Origin of the sequence: Exiguobacterium sp. s129 (assembly GCF_018617585.1) — a bacterium.
Classification (GTDB): Bacteria; Bacillota; Bacilli; order Exiguobacteriales; family Exiguobacteriaceae; genus Exiguobacterium; species Exiguobacterium aestuarii_A.
Genome location: NZ_JACSKL010000004.1, coordinates 63846 through 86015, shown reverse-complemented (window position 1 = coordinate 86015; position 22170 = coordinate 63846). Strand labels below are relative to the sequence as shown.

Here is a 22170-nt window from a genome sequence, read left to right as displayed (position 1 = left end):
TTTCCCCCTACATCAACTCAAAATACCAATCAAAAAAGCTTTCACTAAACCAAAACGTCAACATCGTCCCGAGCGCGATCGATGGTACGAACGGAATCGGTTGTTTTCGTCCAATTTTTTTTGAGGCGATCAAGCCCACTCCGACAACCGCTCCAATCAAACTCGACAAGAACAAAGCGACGAGTACATCACGAGGACCGAGCACGAGACCGATCATAGTAAACAATTTGACATCACCTGCCCCAAGCCCCCCTTTTGTGACGAAAAAGACGGTCGCTAAAAGAGAAAATCCAAGAAGTGCCCCAGCAAGCGGTGACCACCACGTGGCCCCTGCCACATAGGTAAGAACGAGTAATATCGGTGCTGTGATACGCAAGATGACGTTCGGTACGAGCATCGTCGATAAATCAGATACTGCGAGCGCCAACAACGTCGATAAGAAGGCGAACGCGAGAAGCGTCGTCACACTAAACCCGTAAAGTGTGTAGCTATAGCCATATCCGATGGCTCCGAGCAATTCAAAAATCGGATACGTCGGCGCGATCCGCTCGCCACACCCACGGCATCTTCCTCTGAGAGCGAGATAGCCGAGAATCGGGATGAGTTCCCACGGTGACAATTCGTGACCGCAAGACGGACAATGTGAGCGCGGTGTCACGATCGATTGTTTGCGTGGCACGCGGAGCCCGACGACGTTCGTGAACGACGTGATAACCGCTCCGAGGACGATGCTATATAAGAATCCAATCAATTCAATCAAGGGAGGATCCTCCTTTTGTCAGTATATGCCAAAAACAGAAAACCGGCTAGGCTGAGCGAGTGCCCAGCGCCAGCCGGAGGAGATACTAGTTTGTAGTTTTTTCCTTAATTGATTCTTTGCTCAATGAACCTTCAGTAACAGGCGTAGCTTGACCAATAGCTTTAGAACCTACTAACTGAACTTCATAAGTATATTTATTTCCACTTGGTTTAATAATTACATTTGCAGTTGAATAATTTGCGCCGAACGGATCTTTTAAGTTATCGACATAAGTCGAACCATCAGCCTCTCCTGTAGCAACAGTTCCTGTAAATTTCATCGTAGTATTTGCACTAACAGGGTTCGACGCAGTATATAACTTCGCCGCACTGACCATTTGCTTCGCATCGGCAACCATTGCATCCTTCTTCGAGTTCTCGATAATCCCACCAATCGCAACGACCGCGATGGCTGCGATAATCCCTAAAATGACGACGACGACGAGCAACTCGACGAGTGTGAGTCCACGCTCATCTTTTAATTGTTTGGCATCTTGCCAAATCATTTTCAATTTCTCTACCATGATTCATTCTCCCCTTTTGTGTGTTGTGCTGCATGTAAACTAGATTCATTACGAAAGACCTAAACTAAAAGTAGAACAATTTTACTATACCTTCTAAATATAGTATTGAAAAGGTATATTTTCAAAACTCTGCATATTCCGTTTACTGATTTTGAATATCGCCATAGATTTGGAACATCGGAACGACGATCGAGATGACGATCACCCCGACGACACTCGCTAAGACAACAATCAACAGCGGTTCGATGATCGACTTGAGTCGATCCGTCGTCGTCTCAACTTCCGTCTCATAAAACTCGGCGACTTCGTTCAACATCGAATCTAAATCTCCACTTTCTTCTCCGACCGCAATCATTTGCGTCATGAGCGGCGGGAAGTTCGAATTGCGCATGAGCGGCTCGTGGAGCGGAATCCCTTGTGCCATCATTTCCCGTGCTTCCGTCAATCCTTTTCGGATGACGCGGTTCGACACGATGCGTTCCGTGATTTCGATGGCCGTCAAAATCGGTACTGCTGCCTGTAAGAGAACGGCCAAGCTTCGCGTCAGTAGCGCGATTTGCGATTTCGTCACAATCGGTCCGAAAATCGGCATCTTGAGCAGCAAGCGGTCGATGACGAATCGTTCCCGGTCCCGCTTCAACATCCACGTGAACACAAGCACCCCGAGTATGGCGATGGCGAGTAAGAGCCACCAGAACGCCGCAATAAAGTCTGAAACGGCGACAACGATTCTCGTGATGAGCGGAAGCTCACCACCGAGTTGACCGAAGATGCTCGCGAATGTTGGAACGACGTTCACCATCAAGAAAGCGACAACGCCGATGGCGACAATCGAGACGACCAACGGATACGTCAGAGCGGAGATGACTTTCCGCTTGACGTCATATTGTTTCTGGAGTTGGAGCCCAATCTGGTCGAGCGCCTCCTCCAAGTTCCCGCTCGTCTCCCCGGCAAGTGCCATCGAACTGAAGAAGTTCGAAAAGACGCGTGGATGTTTTTTGATTGCCTCGGAATAGGCAATCCCTTCTTTCAAATCGTCCTCGACTTGACTGAGCGTCTTCTTCAAGACTTTTGATTCGGTCTGTACCCGCAAGATGGACGTCGCGCGGACGATCGGCACCCCCGCCCGGATGAGCGTCGCGAACTGCCTGACATACATGATCAGATGTTCGATTTTGACGCGTTCCGGTAGGATATTGACCTCTTTGTTTAGTCCGGTCGACTCGAGTTCGGACAAGTCCGTCACGAGAATCGATTCTTGACGTAACTTCTCTTTTGCCTCCCGAAGCGAGACGGCCGTGATGCGACCTTTCTTGCGCTTCCCGTTCAGGAGCTTTCCTTCATACTGAAATATCGCCATCACTCATCACCTCATCTCTTCTGTCGGGACGGCGTTTGGATTGATGATCCCTTGCCGTACGAGCTGTTCAATCGCGGCATCCATCGACTGCATACCTTGCTGGCGACTCGTCTGAATGACGGTCGGAAGCTGGAACTCTTTTTCGTTTCGAATCAAGTTGGCGACCGCCGGGTTTCCTAACATGATTTCCATCGCGGCGACACGGCCTTTCGGCACATCAATCCGCGGGAACAATCGTTGACTGACGACACCAATCAAGACGTTCGCGAGTTGCGTTCGGATTTGGTCTTGCTGCTCGGCCGGGAACGCATCGATGATTCGACTCACGGTCGACATCGCACTCGACGTATGGAGCGTCGCCATGACGAGGTGTCCCGTCTCGGCTGCTGTCATCGCCGTCGAAATCGTTTCTAAGTCACGCATCTCCCCGAGCAAAATGACGTCCGGGTCTTGTCGTAAAGCGGCTCGTAGACCGCTCACAAACTTCATGACGTCCGAACCGATTTCGCGTTGGTCGACGATGCTTTGATCGTGTGAATGCAAGTACTCGATTGGATCTTCTAACGTGATGATCCGCTTTCGTTGCGTTCGGTTGATCTCGTGGATCATCGCCGCAAGTGTCGTCGATTTCCCGGATCCAGTTGGCCCCGTTACAAGGATGAGACCGTGCGGCTTCTCAATCAGTCGCTTCAACACCGTCGGCAAGTTGAGTTCGTTTAATGTCGGGATTTCCCCGGAAATGGAACGAAATGCGATTGCAATCGTTCCCCGCTGATAATAGGCGTTGACACGGAAACGTGAGACACGTGGCACTCCGAACGAGAAGTCGAGATCGCGCTCATGTTCGAGACGTTCCCGCATGTCTTCCGTCATAATTTCTTTTAAGTATCCTTCCAGATGTTGAGGCAACACTTTCTCCTCGCCCATCGTGATGAGACTCCCGTCTACCCGAATGATCGGTGGCGAACCCGCCGTCACATGAATATCTGAGGCGCGTCGCTCGACCGCATTCGTCAAGATGACTTCAATCGATTGATTAATCATAAGCACTCTCCGTAATGACCGTTCGTAATATTTCTTCCGTCGTTGTCAATCCAGCTGCGACTTTTTCTAGCCCATCAGCCAATAAGAACGTCGCGCCTTGTGACTTCGCGTACTCGACCATCTCGGACTCGGTCGCCTGGTTCATGATCATCCGGCGTAAGCCTTCGTTGATTGGAATTACTTCATGGATGGCAAGACGCCCACGGTATCCCGTCGAGTTGCACGAAGAACATCCTTTCCCGCGAACAACCTGATCGATATGAATCCCTTCTGCCTCGAATAGGCGTTGCTCACTTTTCGAGACCGGCTCTGCCTGACCACAATCGCGGCAGACGCGTCGTACGAGACGCTGCGCCACAAGTCCGGTCGTCGAAGCGGCGACGAGGAATGGTTCGACTCCCATGTCAACGAGACGGGTGATAGAACTGATGGCCGAGTTTGTATGTAGTGTCGATAGGACGAGGTGTCCCGTAAGCGAGGCCCGAATGGCAATCTCGGCTGTTTCCGTGTCTCGAATCTCTCCGACCATGACGATGTTCGGGTCTTGTCGTAAAATCGAACGAAGACCCGATGCGAACGTCAAACCGACTTTTGAGTTGACCTGGACTTGGTTGATCCCATCGAGCTGATACTCGACCGGGTCTTCTACCGTGATGATGTTTTTCGTCTCGTCATTCAACTCTACTAGTGAGGCATAGAGAGTCGACGACTTCCCTGAGCCGGTCGGACCGGTGATGAGAATAATGCCGTTCGGACGTTTGAGCATTTCACGATACGCTTGCTCGTTTCGTTCTCCAAACCCTAGTTTCGTCAAATCCGTCAGCCCTTGCGACGAGTCAAGCACTCGAATAACGATCTTCTCCCCGTACATCGTTGGGAGTGTCGACACACGGAAGTCATATGCACGATTGCGTAACGTATATTTGATCCGCCCATCTTGTGGAAGACGACTTTCCGTGATGTCGAGGTTACTCATGACTTTAAGGCGCGTCAGCATGACACTTTGAATTTTCTTCGGATAAATCGTTTCCGTACGCAAATCTCCATCAATCCGAAACCGGACATGAAGTTGCTTTTCATGTGGGTCGAAATGGATATCCGAAGCTCGTTGATCGATTGCACTCAGGAAGATTTGGTTCACGAGACGAATGATTGGTGCATCGTCCCGATTCATCGTTTCTTGTTGATCCATCTCCGGTGCATCTTCTTTTAAAATCTCGACGAGTGAATGATCCATCTCATAATAACGACTGATTGTCTTTCGAATCTGTTCACGTGTCGAAATACCAATCTCGATATTCATCCCAGTCTGCAAACGGACGTCATCGATCGCAATCAAATCGAGTGGGTCGGCCGTCGCAATATGAAGCGTGTTTCCAATCAATTGATACGGCATGACATCATGTTTTTGTGCCAATGCTTTCGGCACGAGTTTCGTGACGGTCACGTTGATATCTTGTGCATACAGCTCGATAATCGGCACATGGAGTTGTTCATGAATCATCTGAATCAATTGCGTTTCGGTAATGTGGTTCAACCGAATGAGTGTGTCCCCCAGCTTTTCACCTGGGCGTTTTTGTTCGAGCGCTTCATCGAGCTGACTCGTCGTAATGAGTCCGGCCTCGATGAGCATCTCGCCGAGTCTTCGTTTCGTTCGTCTCACGTCACTTCACCATCCTCTGAGGAGCCTCCTCTTGCTCGACTTCCCTCTCTTCAACGAAAGTACTAGCCGTCACTCCACCAATCAATATGACAACGAGTAGGAACCACGCCCACCATGCTTGCGTCAACGACTCCGTCACCATGTAGTAAATCCCAACTGAAAGAAGTGCTGTCCAGACACTGATGAGTAATTTCGTTTCACGCTTCTTCATCGATGGGACAGACAAGGCGAACAATGTCAATGTGGCCAATACCCAAAAACCAAGTAAAATCATATAACCAATCATCCGACTGCCTCCTGATCTGCAGGGTCTTCTTCAAATACGGGTGGTTCTTCAAAGTTGTCATTTAGTTCATCGTCAAAAACCGGGTCTTCTTCCTCCTCTTCATCAGGGAATGTTGGAATGACCGGTTCGACCGGTTCAGGTGGCGGAAGTGGGACCGAGCTCTTCGTCACGATTTCCGGTGTCGGGGCATAAAAATCAAAACCGAGCAACTCCATCGTTTCTCCTTCTTCCGTCACTTTGATACGGTACAACTTACCTGACTGGCCAGATTGTCCAGATTGTGTGACCGATGAGCTGCCTGACGGAAGTGACGAAGAGAAACGAACGACTTTTTGATAAGGAACCGAAGTCACTTCTTCCACTCGCGCCTCGTAAGCCGATTCGAACGGTTGCCCGAGTAATTGGACTGTCACCGCATTCCCTTCATTCAAAACGAGAATGGCGTATGATGACTTCTCACGGTTTTGCACCGCAAAATTCGAGCGGGCGTCCACTTTCGTGTCATATCCGAGTTCGACACCAGACGGAAGCGTCTCATGCGGCACACGTTCAAGAATGGCGAACGGTGTGGCAGCAAACATGCGATAGAACGAAGAGCCGAGCGTCGTGAGCGCCTCAAAGTCTTCCCCGAACAATTTGAGACTAAAGATATCACCTGCTGCCATCTCGAATCCGTTCATTCGGTCGAGCGTGGACTGCATCGCCGGAGTCGGGCTCACGGTAAATGAAGCAACGACTTCACTCTCTGCCGCGACTTGTTCCAATGCGACCGTTGACTCAAGCATCGATGCCGCTTCCATCAATGCCGGGGCAATCATCGTCATCGTCACAGGTTGACCTTCGAGATAAGGTTCGACTTTTGACTCGTCGATTGCGGTCAACAATGGATATTCGCCCTCATCCGTGATGGCATCGAGCGTGTTCGGTACGTCGAACGTCACGACTTCTTTTCCGATTTCAATGACAGTCCCGTCCATTAGATCGACCGAAAACGGCATCGTGTTGAAATCTTTGATGGCGTTATCGAGACGAACGTCAGCCTCTTCCTTCGTCATCCCGGAAACATCGACGCCTGCGACTGTTGTTTCTGTATATGTAGTACTTGACTCGGCGGACGCATCTAAGTAATTGACGAGTCCGATTGTCGGCAACGTCACGAGTGCGACGAGTCCGATCAGAATGAAAAGATGCATCCCATACCGCTTCATTTAAAAATCCCCCTATGTCTTATATGTCCACTATTCTTTGTATCCGTTCAGTGTGTAACTTTAGTATAATATGTATTGTACAAAAAATAACAATTTATTCATTATTCCATACGTTATTTACCGATTGTTTTACTTTTTTTGAATAGGAGGTCAACGTTTTGTCGCATAACGAAAAAGGTTTTACGCTCGTCGAAGTACTCGTCTCCATCGTCGTTCTCTCGATTGTCTCATTTTCTCTACTTACCATTTTCACTCAAAGTCTGAAGACGACCCACGACAGTCTCAATCAAACGATTGCCAACCAAGTGGCTCAAAACACCTTACATACGTTGAACCGCCGGGCCGCAACGATCGAGCAACCGCTCGAATTACGCCAATTGCTGAATCGGGACGGGATCAGTTCGACATGCGATTTTTGTGAAGACACACGGATTCATGGGGATACGTACGTCGCAGCGATTCAATCGTTGTCTACCGTACCCGGGCACACAATCGAGGTCGAAATCTCGGTGACGACCGACCGGCTTCAAACGCCTGTCACCTTGAAAGGAGTCATATCGAATGCGACATTACGCGAACCGTTCCCTGAGACGGCTGTACCGACAACTGACTGATCAAACAAAACGTGAAGACGGCTTCACGCTCGTTGAGTTACTCGTCACGGTCGTCGTCGCATCGATTTTAAGCGGGGTCATCATCACGGCCTTCATTACTGGAACGCTCGGCTTTCAGATGACGAACGAAACGAGTGAACTTCGGAGTGAGGCGGATTATTTGATCGCATCGGTCCTCTCTGATGTGAACCGGACCGAATTTGATGCGGTGACGGAAGTCGACGGGACATTCCAGTTTCATCGCTTGTCCGCACCTGGTATCTCCGATGCCGGAATGATTTACAGAGAGGCCGGATACGTCCCGAGCGAGTTGGTGCTGTCACCCGATTCCTTCACTCCGTCTAATCCCCAAATCATTGTGGAACGGATGACGATTGAATTGAAGGACCCTATCTTTGACCCAAGACGCCCGACATATATGACTGGAGGGTTGATTGAAATCGAGATGGACTTGAGTCAGACGAATGACCCAGATTCGGTGACCACGTTCGAAAGTTCAATCCCATTTTAAGAAAAGGAGGTATCTTGATGCGAAAACGTGAAGACGGTTACGTCCTCGTGCTTGTGCTCGTAACGATGGCAGCTCTAGCTGTTCTGTCACTCGCTGCCATGCAAGTCAACTTGGCGACAAACAAACTGACGGTCATCCGAACAGAAGACACACAATTGAATGAAGATGCGAAAAGTGCACTTCGACTCATCGCCGATGAGGTTCGGACCCAATTCCCGCTTCATGGCGATATGGAGGTCCCAGCTCATATGGAGTCCGAAACAGCTTTTAATAGCAAAGTGCAATCTCTCATTGTCGACGATGAACCATTCACCGCATTGACGACAGATAGTGAAGTTCGCTACTCGATCGAACTGAAGCGAGATGCAACCGATACTGCGATACAGACGGCACCGTTCACCACCATCTTGCAAGTGAACGTCACGGCGTCTCGACAAGTGAATCCGGAACAGCCTGAGCTTTCGGTCGAATATATACAAGACCTGTATTTGACGGCACTCCCGTCCTTCCTATACTACGTCCTCGGGTCTGACGAACAGTTAGACGTGAACGGTATGCCGACGATTCAAGGAAATATCTATTCAGGTGGTCCCCTCGCTTTCATGCGTCAAGCGAACTTTCAATTGGATGGTGTGGCGAAGCAGATTGAAAATGTCGATTCCAGTCGCCTTCATTTGAATGGCCGAATCGATTTAGTCGAATTGAGCGATTGCTTAAGTTGCCAGCAAGAGAACTACTTCACGGCAGGTACGGAACAAGCTGGCGAAAAGGCGGACGCCGGGGTGTCCCCGAGTCGCTTCTCTCCATTCCAATACGACTACTCGATCATCGAATTTTTAAATCGACGACTCGACACACCGCTCGCTTATACCAACAATGTCGACTCAAAAATCTTTGGAGAAGGTCTGATTCGCTCGACCGATCAAGTATTCGAACTCGAAAGGGTTTTATCGGAAGATGGGACATCGATTATCGAACGACCGACTTCATACTTACGGGCGGATGCTTATAACGCACTCACCGACTCGACCATCGTGACATTACCGGATGCCATTTCGGATCGTGCCATGTATGTCACGGAATCCATCACCGATTCGAATGCCCCGCTCCTTTTCGACGGGGACGTCGTCATTGAATCACTCGAGAAGCTGATGATTGCACGGCCCCTGATCGTACGTGGTGACTTGACCATTAAAGGGAACGTTTCCTTCAGTTCGACGGTCTACACGCTCGGCGATACGTTCATCGACCGTGCCAATATTCTTCCGATTGATGCAGACAAAGGGAACTCGCTCATTCTCTTATCTAAAGGGAAAATCCTGTTGAACCGAATCAACGAGTTTGACGACACACCGACGACGCTCCAGGCATTCATGTATAGTGACTCGAACGAACCGACCTATGTGTATGCGGTCGGTTCCATTCTCGAAGTCAACGGTGGTCTCTACAGCAAAGGACCACTTGAAGTGAACGTCTTCAGAGGGGAATTTACTGGGGGCAACGGCGTAAGCCCAGCTGAGAACTTCGATCGTCAAGTTCCGGCTCACAAGGCCGAAAAGTCTCGATTGAAGCTGACCTATAACGATTCCGTGTTTAATCAACTCGAAACATTACCGATCACGAATCAGCTGCAATTCTTCGTCAGTCACCCCGTTCAATTGAAATGAATTCAAAAAATCGGCTTCCTCTCTGGTTGAGAAGAAGCCGATTTTTTTAGTTCCTCATCTTTAGAATGAGGTCCGAGTTGTAGTCTTTGGCCGTCTGTTCCATTTTCTTCGTCCATTGCGCGCCGTTGTCGAGAAGCAGCTGCGTCAACTCGACCTGATTATGACGGACCGGCTGCAATAACACCGATTCGGTATCTTGAATCGTATAGCCTTGCCCGAGGAGTTTTTTGACCGCATCGAGGTTCAACGAGTCGACCGCAATCCCAAGAAGTCGTTCGTCTTCAACGTAACGCATCGCCAGCTTCCATTGATCCGGACTGCCGTTCGCACTGAACAATGGTGTGATGACGGGCATCCCTTCCACTTCTTCGAATGGGTCAAGTCCTTGCTCAAAGTATGCTTCAATTACGTCTAGGGGTGCAATCGTCACTGCTGTGGCGAATTGCTCAGCTGTCGGGACAACTTTTTGATTTTCTAAAACAAGTCGGACGGCCTCCCATTCCTCTCTTGCCTGTAAATCTGTCAATTCTTCCTCTGTCACCGAAGAGCGTTGACTCACTTCTTTTACTAAATTCTCACCGGATAACTGCGAGATCTCGGATTGAGATTGACTCCAGTACAGGAGCCATCCCAATCCGATGAGGAGAATCAATCCGGTGATGCCAATCATCATTCGCTTGCGATTCATCATTCGCCAACTTTCTGCCATTCACTTAATAACGGTCATCATCCTGTCCTGAGGCATTCGTTTGGATGATACGTACATAAAACGTGTCCTTCACGGCTTCAAACGGTTTTCCAGCCGGAAGCGTCGTGTAGACTTCCACTTTCCCCACACCCGGTTTCACTGGAATCAACTCTTTTCCTGATCCACTCACTTGAACATATTCTTCGCCGGATACAATCTCCATGAGATAGTCACGCCAAGTCGAAGTCGTAGGCCAGTACTCAAGGAGCGGTGGTCGTGGTGCCGTCCCTTCCCCAATATTGATCGTCATGTCTTTTGACATCAATTGGTTCGGGTATTCGTTGACGCGGACAACCGATGTGTTGGAACGAATGCTTCGTAACGCATTGTCATCGAATGTCGTCTGAATCGGAATGTCTGTCACGACACCATTATTTCCGTAGCCATGGTTGGCACGTAATTCATATCCTGTCGCACTTTGTGTCACCGTCAGAGCGGTTGGGATGGACCCGATTCGTTCAAACGGAATGGATACGGTTGGTGTTGAGGTCACTAGAATCGAGGCGACTTCATTCACGCGTTTTTCTTCATTTAAACTATCCCATACCCAAAGGTCGAGTTGGCTCGGCGTTTGACTCAAGGATGGCGCCTTGACTTGGATGGTAAAGACGGTGCTCGGTGTAGCGATATTCAATCCACCGAAGAGGTCACCGACATCCACAGTCGCCTTAAATTGAGTCGTACCCGGTTTCAGTCCGATGATGTTCAAGTTATTTCCAACTTGTTCAAACTTCACACTATCCCCCGATTCGACGACATAGCGAACCGACTTGTATTGGGCCGTTTCGGGCATAACTTTTGGTGTGACGGTAGTCTTTTGACCGACATATAGCTCTGTCGACGGGATAGTGAGTTGCTCAGGCGGACTGATGACATTGACTTTCGACTCTGCTACGACAAGGGGTTTCTTATCGCCCGGATCGATTGTCAAGCGCAGTTTCGCAGTTCCTGTTTTCAAACCGGTCACAATCGCATTATTTCCTTGGGTGACGAGTCTCGCGACACCGTTCGCATCAATGATTTCCCACTTCAAGCTACTCCACTTCGGGTTCGTAAAGGTGTTGCCTTTCGCATCCGTGATGGTCGGACTCACAATCTGCTGTGCCCCGATTTGTAAGGTGACGTCAGGAATTTTCGCTTCGTACGCGTACGGCGCCCCGATATTGATCAGCAAGTCTGGGAATGAGGATTGAACCGTCAGTTCTTTATCCCATTCATTGTGCTTATCTAAAATGTGATCTTGCTTCTTCGAATACTCAATCAACGTCGTTAATTGGTTATCCGCTTTTTTCAATTGGATGAGTGAAGCAGAAGGCTCGATGGCTCGAACGACTACTTCAAACTTCACGGTTCGATTTCCACTATCGTTCGGAAGGAAAACGTTCGTGTTCCCGTTTCGTTCATAGTACAAGTCTGGTTTCAGCTGTAACTGGATTTCATTCGGGTTCGTGACAGGATATTCGTTTCCGTTCGCATCACGAATCGCCACCACTTCGAGTTGGCTTGGTAGTTTTTCTGTAAAGGTCGTTAAATCAACTCGTATAAACTTATCGCCCAACTGATTCGGTAATCGGTCGAAACGTTCCGGATATTGAACCTGATATTGAATTGTACCCGTTTCATACAAGTTGATGGTTGAGGGATTTATCGAACGAGACACTTGAATCAAGTCGGAAACATTCTCCGCACGCTTGACGTTGATAGTGAACGTGTCGATTACCTTCGCATTCCGTTGATCGGACGTCTCGATCTTCACTTCAATCGGTCGGTCTGCGACAACATCCGCTGCCGGAATCGCAAACTCTTTGACTTCATAGTTACGTAAGTTTTCGAATGCGACCTGTTTCCCGTTATACGTGATTGTCGAGTTGAGGAACAAGTCTTGGAAGTCATAATCGCTCGGTCGCCACATCAATTTAACGTCTTGTCCAGCAGTCACTTCAACAGTCCCGGCTTTTAAATCAGCAGAGGTATAGGACTGGTTTGAATCACTGACGGACTCAATCACGTTGTAAGGTTTGTGATTCGCCCCGATAAAGGCGCGATACATCGTATTGATGAAGATTTTTTTCTCATCTTCTACTGAGAACTTGTTCGTGTGCCCTGCACCGGAGTAGGTGAAGTTGTTTTTTGTATACGTATAGTAGTGGTTGCTTGCATCTCCATATACACGATTTCCACCAGTTGAATACAGGTTGTACCAAGGTGTCACATCCGGGTCGTTCAAATCGAGTGTGAAATATTGGTTATGGGTATTTGAGATATTTTTTACCGCATCATCCAGACGATACGGATAAGATGTGAAAATCCCATCCTGTACCTTGACTGCCTTATTGGTTGTTTCAGGAGCACCAAATCCCATGTTCGTGTACATTTTTTGCCCTGAGATATTCAGTGAAGGGTTGGCATTCACGAATTGACGTTCCCACTCGGACGTAGGTGAGGATGAACTATTCGTACGGAAAATCGTATCGTGCGTCAACATGACGCCTTGTCCTGTTTCACTGAAACGTTTGACTTTCGCAGTGGCTGCGGCATTCATACTTCCATAAACGTTGTACGAATCTTGGAACCCAAAAATTAGCATATCGTAGTCGTTTTTGAGTAATGCCTGGTCATAAGTCCCACCCTCAAACTGACTCGTTGTACCGTTCGTTAAATTGAATTCATAATTCCCAGCCGGATCCACTAACAAGTTAGATAGATAGCTTGAAATTCTCCCGTTCGTGCCTGTTCCTGCAGTGAGTTGCAAAATGTTCGCTTTCACTTTTTCATCGAGGTAGAGAATACTCCCCTTACGGTAGTCTGCTCGCCCCGTCAATGAATCCTTCACGACGAGCATCCAGTTTTTCGGCCCGCTAAACGTCGGACGCGATAACGTAAAATTCAACGTTCCCGATACTTTTGCCTGTTGCTCAATGACTTTTTCATCCGCATCAAATCGATCATTATGGTCGTAATCGATATACAATTCTACGAATGCCGAAGAAGTTGGTAGTTGCGATAACGTATAGGCAAAGTTGATTGGATGACGGATACCATCATTCACTTGAATCGTCTGATTGCTAATGGACTGATTGTTATACGTCACTTCAGTTGATTGGAATCTAGGACGAGAAATAGTGAGTTGATTCAACTGCTGCGCCATCTCACGATCGACATTCTGTTGATCATTTCGATTAAAGATTTTCACGTTTTTATAATCATGTTGATAGGATGCCAAACGCTTCAACTGTGCATCACCATTTGCAGCATCCTCATGCATAAAAAGGGGCAAGCCGATACGGATAACCGTATTGAAAAGCTCCGTCGCCTTCAGTTCGGTCAAATCGTTCAATTGATTTGTCGTGTCATGATTTTTCGAGTTGACGATAAGCGTCCCATTTTTATATTTCTCGGTTAACGGACTACTCCCAATCATGACCGCATCGAATGCACCCGTCATCGGAAAACGGGATGCATTAAATTGTTTAATTGTCATGAACTGCGCATTCACTTTCGTAGCACTTAAATTCAGTGAATCACGATACGTTTTCACGGCGTTATTGTATTCAGTCACTGAAAGTACTTTCGAAGAAGTGAATGCATCACGAAGAATCAATACGTTTAGTATGGGTTGATTGGTCTCCGCAACTGCTCTCTGTGGAATAATGGATATGATTAATACGAGAACTGCTATGTATTGCATGAGTTTACGCAATGTATAGTCCTCCCTATTTTTAGTCTTCACTACTAATTATCCCACCTACTTGAAAAAATATACATCTATTTCTTTGACATCAGGTAAGTGTTTTAACTTAGAAAACGTCTTACTTCGCTAATGAAATACAGAGAACCGGTCACAATCAACGTCTCGCTCGCCGGTGCTGCCATCCAATCGTTTAGCCACTCTTTCCATTCAACGAAGCGTGCTCCATCTTTTACAAGCTGCTCTCTCGTTCTCGCACGTGGAAAATCAAACGTCGTCTCATACACGTCGCCAATCCCTTGAAGCGCGTGAATCATCGCGTCACGGTCCTTGTCCGCCAAAATCGCCGTCAGGACTGTCACATCTGTCTCTTGTTTAGCTTGCACAACCAATGCCTCGATGCCTTCCTGGTTATGTGCCCCATCCAAGATCACTCGTGGTCGTTTGGAGACGAGTTCATATCGCCCCGGATGTTGTGCCCGCTCAAGTCCCGACCGAATCGCCTCTTCCTTCCAACCGAGATGACGCGCTACGGCGACGGCACATGCCCCGTTATAAGCTTGATGATGACCCGTCAACCCGAGCACGACAGGTGGCATACCCTCATATGTAACGACAGTCCCAGCCCCGTCCTCGATTTCTGTCACAAGTGTTCGTACATCATGAATCGATGCGCCTACGTCTTCTCCTTTTTGAAGCAACAGTTCAATCAACTTTTCTTCACCGACACTATGAAACATCGGCACATCGGGCTTCATGATGCCGAATTTTTCAAGCGCAATCTCTTCCAGCGTGTCGCCAAGAATTCCTTGATGGTCATGTCCAATCGACGTCACGATGGTCGCGATTGGATGTGTCAACACGTTCGTCGAGTCCAGTCGTCCCCCGAGACCGACTTCCCAAATGATCACATCAGGACGTGTGTCATCAAAATAGCACCAGGCCATCATCGTCAAGAGCTCAAATTCCGTCAATGTCTCCGGTGCCGTGTCCGCACACGCTTTGACACGATTCGCCACGTCGACGAGCGCGTCTTCTTGAATCGGTTCCCCGTTCAACATGATTCGTTCCTCGAACTGAATGATATAAGGCGACGTGAACGTTCCGACGGATAATCCATTCTCCATCGCCATCGCCCGTAAAAATGCAACGGTCGACCCTTTTCCGTTTGTCCCTGCCACATGAATGGATGGACGTTCTTCTAATCCTAACTGCTCAATCATCCAGTTCATCCGCTCAAGACCCGGTTTGATCCCGAAGCGAAGCTGTCCACTCAACCAATCGAATACATCTTGTCTCGTCTTCATCTTCCACACTCCTACTGTTTACACTTCTGTTTCATCTTATCAAAATTCACGACAGCCGTTATGGAAAACAGTCTGTGCTATACTCGAAGCGAAGAAGGAGGCATGCGCCATGACAACTGACTGGAACTTCGAGGCGACGTACCTCGAACTACGTGACATCTTTTACGACCGTGGACCCATCCATCCGGTCGACAATCCGACACTCGTCTTGTTTAACGACACATTTGCCGCTTCGCTCGGGCTTGATATACAAACACTCAAACAAGACATCGATTTACTTGCCGGCAATCGTCAAACCGAGACGTCGTTCTCTCAAGCCTACGCCGGACATCAATTCGGCAACTTGACGATGCTCGGGGACGGACGGGCCCTCATGCTCGGGGAACACGTGACCCCGAACGGGAAACGTGTCGATGTACAGCTCAAAGGTTCCGGACCGACGGAGTACTCTAGAGGTGGCGACGGACGAGCCGCCCTCGGGCCGATGGTACGGGAATTTATCATCAGTGAGGCGATGCATGCTCTCGGCATCCCGACGAACCGTGCACTCGCTGTCATTCAGACTGGAGAAGCCATCATGCGTCAAGGTCCAAAGCACGGAGCTATCCTGACCCGGGTCGCCTCGAGTCACTTGCGTGTCGGGACGTTCCAATTCGCGGCAGGTGCCGGCTCCATCGATGACGTCATCGCGCTCGCGGAGTTTGCAATCAAACGTCACGACCCTGACTTGATTGATGCACCCGATTGCTACGAACAGTTTCTCGGACGCGTCGTCGAAAGACAGGCGAGACTTATCGCTAACTGGCAACTCGTCGGGTTCATTCACGGCGTGATGAATACGGACAATATGTTCATCAGTGGAGAAGGTCTCGATTACGGACCGTGTGCGTTCATGGATACGTACCATCCGGAGACGGTCTTCAGCTCGATCGACCGGGAAGGACGATACGCCTATGGAAATCAACCGTACATCGGGTCTTGGAACCTTGCCCGACTCGCAGAGACATTGCTGCCGCTCCTTGGGGAAACGAAAGAAGAAGCAGTCGATGTAGCAAACAAACAGCTCACCCGCTATACGGAGTTGTATAAAGAAGCCTACTTTACCGGACTCGCGCATAAGATCGGCATATACGTCCGAAAAGACGGTGACGATGCACTCACGGATGAATTGCTCCGCTTGATGATGGAGACAGAGGCAGATTATACGAATACGTTCCGCTCGTTGACGCTCGGTGAAATCGATTCGCTTTCATTCGCAACTCGGGAAGATGGGAAGGCGTGGCTTGACGCTTGGCAAAAACGCCTAAGCGAACAAGGTCTATCAGACGAGGACGTAAGTCGAATCATGCGCCAATACAACCCGGCCGTCATTCCTCGAAATCATCATGTCGAAAAAGCGATTCAAGCAGCAGAACGAGGCGATTTCGGTCCGACCGAGGCGCTACTCACGATTTTGCGTGACCCTTATAACTACGACCAACCGTCTGAATACGTATCAGCAGGTCCACCGTGGACGTATCCGTACCAGACGTTTTGTGGCACATGAACCATTTCGCATTTGCGAGATGGTTTTTTTTGAATCATTTTTCAATCTTCAAACGTAAGATAAGGTATTACAAAATGGAGGTACCTATAAATGCGCTTACTCACCTCACTCGTCTCATTAGGATTTGCCTGTTTACTCGCACTCGAACTTTGGCAAGCCCCATACTTAAGCAATATCGTTTGGGCGATGCCCGTCTTTTTCTTGAGCGTGTCGTTCGTCCAGTACATGAAACATCTGAATGAGTCGGAATGGAGTGACACAAAATGAAAAAACTGATTCCATTGATGACCCTCATCACCACTTCAGCATCATATGTAGTGTATAGTCTATATTTAACTTTAGTCGGTCAACCGATTCAGCCACAGTTGACCGGTGTGGCAATCGGTCTTCTTTTCACGTCTTCATACTACATCACAACAGGCCGTGTGCCGTTTTGGAGTGAAGAGGAAGAGGCATGAAACGCATCTATATCGCTCTCTTGGTTATTGGTGCGACTCTATATTCCACGTATATCGTCCACCTGTTTCGAATCGGTTTCACCACCCCACTGTATACTCAACTCCCGATGCTATTGGGGATTGGAGTCATCGTCTGGTGGCTCGTACAAACAAGACCCGAACGTCGCTCTTGACGCTCGGGCCTTGATATTATTCTGAATCACGAAAAGGAAACGATCCTGATGAAGGTTCCGGTAGAGAATCAGCTAGCTTCAACAACTCCTCTTCCGAGATATTTCCCGTTACGATGATCAGCTTACCTTGAGATAAGTAATATAAGCCGTTCCCGTATGCTTGCTCCAGTAAGTATGGTTTTGGCTGATCCGACATCTCCCCTTCGATTTCAGTGAAATCGTCCGTCTCAATGATACTGATGAGGTGTGTCTCATCGTATAACGTCCAAAGCTTTACCGGCCAATCGTTAACTGAATAGTCAGAGCTGATGACTTCCATCTCTTTGACTGGAAGATTTAATCCCTGAGTAGACGCACTGGACGTATCGGGTACCCCGAAGCGTTGCATCCCGCGTTGCGCCCATCCCTTCTTTTCATCATGAATGAATACGCCAAACGGGTTCGCACGGTCAGGGACGGTCATCGCAACTAAACCGATTCCTCCGACCATCGTCTCCGTTAAAATGTGATCCTTCGACAACTGTTTTGTTGAGCCATCTTCATATTGAAGGGTGATTTGTGCCACGACCGCGTCCGAGACCTTTTCTGTCCCTGGTGGTACTTCGGCAATCATCGTCCCTGTCACTTCTGCGTTGGGAAATTGTGATTCATCGATTCCTTCCACTTGCTCTACTTTTTCCACCTCAACCGTCTCCACAGACTTCGTCTCTTTTGGTGCCATACACCCCGCTAGTCCCAACACAAGAACACAGATTACCCCGATTCGTTTCATTTCATATCCCCTCTACAATGATTCCTAATGTTTACTTTCTCCAAAGCATCGATCCAAAATCTCTTTTGTACATGAAGAATCTTTATTCTGCATCATCAAAAGGAAACGACACAGATGAAGGTTCCGGTAAAGAATCAGCTAGTGTCAACAGTTCTTCTTCCAAGATGTTTCCCGTCACGAGAATTAGTTTGTCTTGACTGATGAAGTAGATTCCATTGCCGCTCGGCTGATTCAATCGATCATACTCCACTCCATCCGCCTGACGATTGATTCGCTCACCGTCGCCTACACTGAATGCATCAGTCATCAAAATGGTGACCAGTTGCGACTCATCATAGAACGACCACAGTTTTACCGGTCGTTCTACGTCATCGATTTCACTATCAATCGTATACATCAAATCTTGAGGAAGCACCAAACCGTGGCTTCTTTTTTCGGAAGCATCAGTGATTCCAAAATGCTTCATCCCATGCATGACCCATTCCCCGTCCCGTGAATAGTGATAGACGCCGAAAGAAGGCGTTTGGTTTGGATGAGCCATCGCAATCAATCCAATGTCTCCAACTGTCGCCTCATAGATGACATCCTTTGTGGAAAGGTGATCTTCCGATCCATCTTTATATTGAAGCGTGATTTGATGAACTACCGCATCTGCCAACGATTCGGTCCCTTTTGGTACGTCTTCAATGAGCGTGCCCACCCATTCACTCGTGGGTGCTTGGGACCCTTCACTCGTTTCAATTTTCTCTATATCTGTTTCGACCGACTTCGCCTTTTCCGGGGTCGAACACCCGGTCAAACATAATAATAGAACACCTAATACCCCGATTCGTCTCATCTTGTATCCCCTTTTCTACATCTATCTCTCCAAATTCTACCAAAACACAAAAAAACCTTCTTCAGAGAATTAATCTCCAAAGAAGGTCCATGTCTTACTTACGCAACTCTTCCAAGCGGGCGCGGACTGCGTCACGCTTGTCGAGGTAGTCTTTTTCTTTTGCTTTTTCTTCGTCGATGACGTGAGCCGGTGCCTTGGCGATGAAGCCTTGGTTTCCGAGTTTCTTCTGTACGCGCTCGACTTCTTTCTCATACTTCGCCACTTCTTTTTCAAGACGAGCGATTTCTTCTTCGAAGTTGATGAGGTCTGCGAGCGGGATGAAGAGCTCCGCTCCTGTCATGATCGCTGACATCGACTTATCCGGAGCCGTGAGGCCACGTCCGATTTCGAGCTCTGTCGCGTTCGTGAACTTGCCGATCGTCATTTCGTTCGCGCTCAAGTAACCTTGTGTCGCATCGTCGCTCGTCGAGATGAAGAGCTGGATTGGTTTTGACATCGGTGCATTCACTTCGGCACGGATGTTACGAACCGAGCGGATGACGTTCATCACAGCTTCAAATGCCGGAACCGAATCTGCGAAGTGAAGGTCGTCACGACGCGTCGGATAGCTTGCACGAACGATTGAATCGCCTTCGTGTGGCAAGTGCTGCCAGATTTCTTCTGTGAGGAACGGCATGAACGGATGCATGAGACGCATGATTGAATCGAGTGTATGCGCGAGGACCGAACGTGTCGTGTGCTTCGCTGCTTCGTCCTCACCGTAGAGCGTGAGTTTCGCCATCTCGATGTACCAGTTACAGAACTCTTCCCAGATGAAGTTGTACAAATAACGACCTGCTTCACCGAACTCGTACTTGTCGACGAGGCGTGTCACTTGGTCGATTGTATCGTTCAAGCGTGTCAAGATCCACTTGTCCGCAAGAGTCTTCTCGCCCGTGAGGTCGATCTCTTCCACTTTGAGTCCATCCATGTTCATGAGAGCGAAACGGCTCGCGTTCCAAATCTTGTTCGAGAAGTTCCATGTCGACTCGATCTTTTCCCAATAGAAACGAAGGTCGTTCCCTGGTGTCGAACCTGTGAGGAGGAACCAACGGAGTGAATCCGCTCCGTACTGGTCGATGACTTCCATCGGGTCAACGCCGTTACCGAGTGATTTCGACATCTTGCGCCCTTCCGAGTCACGGATGAGACCGTGGATGAGGACATCGTTGAACGGTTGTTTCCCTGTGAACTCGAGTGATTGGAAGATCATGCGTGATACCCAGAAGAAGATGATATCGTATCCCGTAACGAGCGCGCTCGTCGGGAAGTAACGGTTAAAGTCCGGTGCGTCCGTATCCGGCCAGCCCATCGTTGAGAACGGCCAAAGCGCTGACGAGAACCATGTGTCGAGGACGTCCTCGTCTTGTGTCCAGTTCTCACTGTCCGCCGGTGCTTCTTTTCCTACATACACTTCGCCTGTCTCGTTATGATACCAAGCCGGGATGCGGTGACCCCACCAAAGTTGACGGCTGATACACCAGTCGCGGATGTTCTCCATCCAACGGAGGTATGTTCCTTCGAAGCGTTCTGGGACGAAGTTGACTTTCGTGTCGTCGTTTCCTTGTGCTTCGAGTGCCGCTTTCGAGAGTGGCTCCATATCAACGAACCATTGTTTCGAAAGGTATGGCTCGATGACTGCGCCTGAACGCTCTGAGTGACCGACCGAGTGCGTGTGCGGCTCAATCTTCACGAGTGTGCCGTCCGCCTCTAAGTCTTTGACGAGTTGTTTGCGGCATTCGAAGCGATCAAGCCCTTCGTATTTGCCAGCGTTCTCATTCATCTTCCCGCCTTCGTCCATCACGAGGATGCGTGGAAGTTCGTGACGGTTTCCGATTTCAAAGTCGTTCGGGTCGTGGGCTGGCGTGATTTTCACGCAACCTGTACCGAACTCCATGTCAACGTAGTCGTCCGCAACAATCGGAATCTCACGGTTCATGACCGGAAGCATGATCGTCTTACCGATGAGGTGTGTGTAACGCTCATCTTTCGGGTTGACAGCAACCGCCGTATCCCCGAGCATCGTCTCAGGACGTGTCGTCGCGATTTCGATGTGACCTGAGCCGTCAGCGAGTGGATACTTCATGTGATAGAACGCACCCTCGACTTCTTGGTAAATAACCTCGATATCCGAAACGGCTGTCTTTTGAGCCGGGTCCCAGTTGACGATATATTCGCCACGGTAGATCAAACCTTTTTCATACAAGCGAACGAATACTTCTTGAACGGCTTTTGAGAGCCCTTCATCGAGTGTGAAGCGTTCACGTGAATAGTCGAGGCCGAGACCGAGTTTAGACCATTGGTCGCGAATCGTCTTCGCGTACTCGTCTTTCCATTCCCACGTCTTCTCGAGGAATTTCTCACGTCCAAGGTCGTAACGCATGACACCTTCTTCACGAAGCTTTTGTTCAACTTTCGCCTGCGTCGCGATGCCGGCGTGATCCATCCCTGGGAGCCAGAGCACGTCATAACCTTGCATGCGCTTGAGGCGCGTCAACAAATCTTGGAGCGTCGTGTCCCAAGCGTGACCGAGGTGAAGTTTCCCCGTAACGTTCGGTGGCGGGATGACGATTGTGTACGGTTGTTTCGAATCGTCCTCATCTGCTTTAAATACATCGTTCTCTAACCAGTAGTCGTACCATTTTGACTCCGTCGCACTTGGGTCGTACTTCGTCGGCATGGTGATTTCGTTTGTCTCATGGGCCATGTGTGGCGCCTCCTCTATATCTTAATGAACACAAAAACGGCTTCTCTCGTCCTATACGCTAAGGACGAAAGAAGCCGTGATCTTCCGCGGTACCACCTTAGTTCGCCAACAAGTGGCGCACTCAAAATCGAATAACGGTCGATGGACCGAACTTTCTTACTCCATTCAGAAAGTCAGCTCCGAGGCGACTTCCGCGTCCATCCCTCGCAACCTTTCACC

The 22170-nt window shown here is 48.9% G+C and carries 20 protein-coding genes and 1 other annotated feature (1 of these 21 cut by a window edge); of the genes, 7 read left to right on the top strand and 13 right to left on the bottom strand.

Annotated features, from left to right (window positions below; all coding sequences use genetic code 11):
* Positions 1-7: 7 nt before the first annotated feature.
* The 7 genes from KNO92_RS06450 to KNO92_RS06420 all read right to left on the bottom strand — a co-directional run bounded on the left by KNO92_RS06450 (position 8) and on the right by KNO92_RS06420 (position 6883).
* A complete protein-coding gene (locus KNO92_RS06450) occupies positions 8-760 on the bottom strand; it encodes a prepilin peptidase (protein WP_214760549.1) in 753 nt (250 codons plus the stop codon).
* A gap of 85 nt (positions 761-845) precedes the next feature.
* On the bottom strand, positions 846-1322 hold the full coding sequence (locus KNO92_RS06445) for a prepilin-type N-terminal cleavage/methylation domain-containing protein (protein WP_214760547.1): 477 nt from the start codon (positions 1320-1322) through the stop codon (positions 846-848).
* Between the two features lie 142 nt (positions 1323-1464).
* Positions 1465-2682 carry a type II secretion system F family protein gene (locus tag KNO92_RS06440; RefSeq protein WP_214760545.1) on the bottom strand — a complete coding sequence of 406 codons (1218 nt, stop codon included), beginning with the start codon at positions 2680-2682 and terminating at the stop codon, positions 1465-1467.
* Between the two features lie 6 nt (positions 2683-2688).
* Complete coding sequence (locus KNO92_RS06435) at positions 2689-3726, bottom strand: type IV pilus twitching motility protein PilT (protein WP_214760542.1); 1038 nt, start codon at positions 3724-3726, stop codon at positions 2689-2691.
* Entirely contained in the window at positions 3719-5389 is a 1671-nt protein-coding gene (locus KNO92_RS06430; RefSeq protein WP_214760540.1) for a GspE/PulE family protein, read from the bottom strand. Before KNO92_RS06430 ends, KNO92_RS06435 begins: the two co-directional genes overlap by 8 nt.
* A 1-nt stretch (position 5390) precedes the next feature.
* Positions 5391-5675 carry a hypothetical protein gene (locus tag KNO92_RS06425; protein ID WP_214760538.1) on the bottom strand — a complete coding sequence of 95 codons (285 nt, stop codon included), beginning with the start codon at positions 5673-5675 and terminating at the stop codon, positions 5391-5393.
* The gene (locus KNO92_RS06420) at positions 5672-6883 is read right to left on the bottom strand and encodes a G5 domain-containing protein (protein WP_214760537.1); all 1212 of its coding nucleotides are present in this window, start codon (positions 6881-6883) and stop codon (positions 5672-5674) included. The genes KNO92_RS06425 and KNO92_RS06420 overlap by 4 nt, the downstream gene beginning before the upstream one ends.
* 158 nt (positions 6884-7041) lie before the next feature.
* Here KNO92_RS06420 and KNO92_RS06415 point away from each other — a divergent pair, with 158 nt between their 5' ends.
* From KNO92_RS06415 to KNO92_RS06405, 3 genes are read left to right on the top strand one after another with little or no spacing between them, the layout of a single operon-like run.
* Positions 7042-7497 (top strand): prepilin-type N-terminal cleavage/methylation domain-containing protein, encoded by a 456-nt coding sequence (locus KNO92_RS06415; RefSeq protein WP_214760535.1) that lies wholly within the window; start codon positions 7042-7044, stop codon positions 7495-7497.
* Positions 7445-8008 (top strand): prepilin-type N-terminal cleavage/methylation domain-containing protein, encoded by a 564-nt coding sequence (locus KNO92_RS06410; RefSeq protein ID WP_214760533.1) that lies wholly within the window; start codon positions 7445-7447, stop codon positions 8006-8008. Before KNO92_RS06415 ends, KNO92_RS06410 begins: the two co-directional genes overlap by 53 nt.
* A 17-nt stretch (positions 8009-8025) precedes the next feature.
* Positions 8026-9675 carry a hypothetical protein gene (locus KNO92_RS06405; protein WP_214760531.1) on the top strand — a complete coding sequence of 550 codons (1650 nt, stop codon included), beginning with the start codon at positions 8026-8028 and terminating at the stop codon, positions 9673-9675.
* 46 nt (positions 9676-9721) lie between these two features.
* Here KNO92_RS06405 and KNO92_RS06400 read toward each other — a convergent pair whose 3' ends face one another.
* From KNO92_RS06400 to KNO92_RS06390, 3 genes are all read right to left on the bottom strand, one after another.
* The gene (locus KNO92_RS06400; protein ID WP_214760529.1) at positions 9722-10366 is read right to left on the bottom strand and encodes a hypothetical protein; all 645 of its coding nucleotides are present in this window, start codon (positions 10364-10366) and stop codon (positions 9722-9724) included.
* Between the two features lie 22 nt (positions 10367-10388).
* Positions 10389-14123 carry a DUF5057 domain-containing protein gene (locus KNO92_RS06395; RefSeq protein ID WP_251127081.1) on the bottom strand — a complete coding sequence of 1245 codons (3735 nt, stop codon included), beginning with the start codon at positions 14121-14123 and terminating at the stop codon, positions 10389-10391.
* 92 nt (positions 14124-14215) lie between these two features.
* Positions 14216-15418, bottom strand: coding sequence for a bifunctional folylpolyglutamate synthase/dihydrofolate synthase (locus KNO92_RS06390; protein WP_214760527.1), 1203 nt, complete (start codon positions 15416-15418; stop codon positions 14216-14218).
* A 109-nt stretch (positions 15419-15527) separates the two neighbouring features.
* Between KNO92_RS06390 and KNO92_RS06385 the strand changes: the two genes are divergently transcribed.
* The 4 genes from KNO92_RS06385 to KNO92_RS06370 all read left to right on the top strand — a co-directional run bounded on the left by KNO92_RS06385 (position 15528) and on the right by KNO92_RS06370 (position 17595).
* The gene (locus tag KNO92_RS06385; protein ID WP_214760525.1) at positions 15528-16964 is read left to right on the top strand and encodes a protein adenylyltransferase SelO; all 1437 of its coding nucleotides are present in this window, start codon (positions 15528-15530) and stop codon (positions 16962-16964) included.
* A gap of 90 nt (positions 16965-17054) precedes the next feature.
* Positions 17055-17231, top strand: coding sequence for a hypothetical protein (locus KNO92_RS06380; RefSeq protein WP_158024788.1), 177 nt, complete (start codon positions 17055-17057; stop codon positions 17229-17231).
* On the top strand, positions 17228-17422 hold the full coding sequence (locus KNO92_RS06375) for a hypothetical protein (protein ID WP_214760523.1): 195 nt from the start codon (positions 17228-17230) through the stop codon (positions 17420-17422). The genes KNO92_RS06380 and KNO92_RS06375 overlap by 4 nt, the downstream gene beginning before the upstream one ends.
* Positions 17419-17595, top strand: coding sequence for a hypothetical protein (locus KNO92_RS06370; RefSeq protein ID WP_214760521.1), 177 nt, complete (start codon positions 17419-17421; stop codon positions 17593-17595). Before KNO92_RS06375 ends, KNO92_RS06370 begins: the two co-directional genes overlap by 4 nt.
* A 16-nt stretch (positions 17596-17611) precedes the next feature.
* Here the strand turns inward: KNO92_RS06370 and KNO92_RS06365 are convergent, their stop codons facing one another.
* The 3 genes from KNO92_RS06365 to KNO92_RS06355 form a co-directional block, all read right to left on the bottom strand.
* On the bottom strand, positions 17612-18367 hold the full coding sequence (locus KNO92_RS06365) for a hypothetical protein (RefSeq protein ID WP_214760519.1): 756 nt from the start codon (positions 18365-18367) through the stop codon (positions 17612-17614).
* 82 nt (positions 18368-18449) lie between these two features.
* Positions 18450-19205 carry a hypothetical protein gene (locus tag KNO92_RS06360; protein ID WP_214760517.1) on the bottom strand — a complete coding sequence of 252 codons (756 nt, stop codon included), beginning with the start codon at positions 19203-19205 and terminating at the stop codon, positions 18450-18452.
* A 94-nt stretch (positions 19206-19299) separates the two neighbouring features.
* Complete coding sequence (locus tag KNO92_RS06355; RefSeq protein WP_214760515.1) at positions 19300-21951, bottom strand: valine--tRNA ligase; 2652 nt, start codon at positions 21949-21951, stop codon at positions 19300-19302.
* Between the two features lie 57 nt (positions 21952-22008).
* Positions 22009-22170 (bottom strand) — a binding site (T-box leader) (it continues 61 nt past the right edge of the window).

Excerpts from the sequence above, each read along its gene's own strand:
- KNO92_RS06425 (WP_214760538.1), bottom strand. The coding sequence starts at position 5,675 with ATGATTGGTTATATGATTTTACTTGGTTTTTGGGTATTGGCCACATTG.
- KNO92_RS06365 (WP_214760519.1), bottom strand. The coding sequence starts at position 18,367 with ATGAAACGAATCGGGGTAATCTGTGTTCTTGTGTTGGGACTAGCGGGG.
- KNO92_RS06440 (WP_214760545.1), bottom strand. The coding sequence starts at position 2,682 with ATGGCGATATTTCAGTATGAAGGAAAGCTCCTGAACGGGAAGCGCAAG.
- KNO92_RS06445 (WP_214760547.1), bottom strand. The coding sequence starts at position 1,322 with ATGGTAGAGAAATTGAAAATGATTTGGCAAGATGCCAAACAATTAAAA.
- KNO92_RS06400 (WP_214760529.1), bottom strand. The coding sequence starts at position 10,366 with ATGATGAATCGCAAGCGAATGATGATTGGCATCACCGGATTGATTCTC.
- KNO92_RS06360 (WP_214760517.1), bottom strand. The coding sequence starts at position 19,205 with ATGAGACGAATCGGGGTATTAGGTGTTCTATTATTATGTTTGACCGGG.
- KNO92_RS06435 (WP_214760542.1), bottom strand. The coding sequence starts at position 3,726 with ATGATTAATCAATCGATTGAAGTCATCTTGACGAATGCGGTCGAGCGA.
- KNO92_RS06380 (WP_158024788.1), top strand. The coding sequence starts at position 17,055 with ATGCGCTTACTCACCTCACTCGTCTCATTAGGATTTGCCTGTTTACTC.
- KNO92_RS06355 (WP_214760515.1), bottom strand. The coding sequence starts at position 21,951 with ATGGCCCATGAGACAAACGAAATCACCATGCCGACGAAGTACGACCCA.
- KNO92_RS06385 (WP_214760525.1), top strand. The coding sequence starts at position 15,528 with ATGACAACTGACTGGAACTTCGAGGCGACGTACCTCGAACTACGTGAC.
- KNO92_RS06375 (WP_214760523.1), top strand. The coding sequence starts at position 17,228 with ATGAAAAAACTGATTCCATTGATGACCCTCATCACCACTTCAGCATCA.
- KNO92_RS06390 (WP_214760527.1), bottom strand. The coding sequence starts at position 15,418 with ATGAAGACGAGACAAGATGTATTCGATTGGTTGAGTGGACAGCTTCGC.
- KNO92_RS06420 (WP_214760537.1), bottom strand. The coding sequence starts at position 6,883 with ATGAAGCGGTATGGGATGCATCTTTTCATTCTGATCGGACTCGTCGCA.
- KNO92_RS06405 (WP_214760531.1), top strand. The coding sequence starts at position 8,026 with ATGCGAAAACGTGAAGACGGTTACGTCCTCGTGCTTGTGCTCGTAACG.
- KNO92_RS06370 (WP_214760521.1), top strand. The coding sequence starts at position 17,419 with ATGAAACGCATCTATATCGCTCTCTTGGTTATTGGTGCGACTCTATAT.
- KNO92_RS06410 (WP_214760533.1), top strand. The coding sequence starts at position 7,445 with ATGCGACATTACGCGAACCGTTCCCTGAGACGGCTGTACCGACAACTG.